The following is a 300-nucleotide window of genomic DNA, read 5'->3' as shown; positions in this document are numbered from 1 at the left end:
AGCGCGCGCTCGCCCTGTTCGAGCGGGTGTGGATCCCGAGCCCGGAGCGGCGGCTCGACAACTACCCGCACGAGATCTCGGGCGGCATGCGCCAGCGCGCCATGATCGCGCTGGCGCTGGCCTGCCGGCCGCAGGTCCTGCTCGCCGACGAGCCGACCACGGCGCTCGACGCCACGGTGCAGACCCAGGTGCTGCTGCTGCTCCGCGAGCTGCAGCGCGACCTCGGCCTGTCGATCGTGATCGTCACCCACGATCTCGGCGCGGCGGCCGAGGTCGCCGACCGGATCGCCGTGATGTACG

The 300-nt window shown here is 73.0% G+C and carries 1 protein-coding gene; it reads left to right on the top strand.

The features are described from left to right. On the top strand, positions 1-300 hold a 300-nt coding region (locus ACLBX8_RS31980; RefSeq protein WP_447716446.1), incomplete at both ends, for an ATP-binding cassette domain-containing protein.

The organism is Methylobacterium sp. D48H, assembly GCF_053345715.1.
This window is presented reverse-complemented; position numbering and strand designations above follow the sequence as displayed.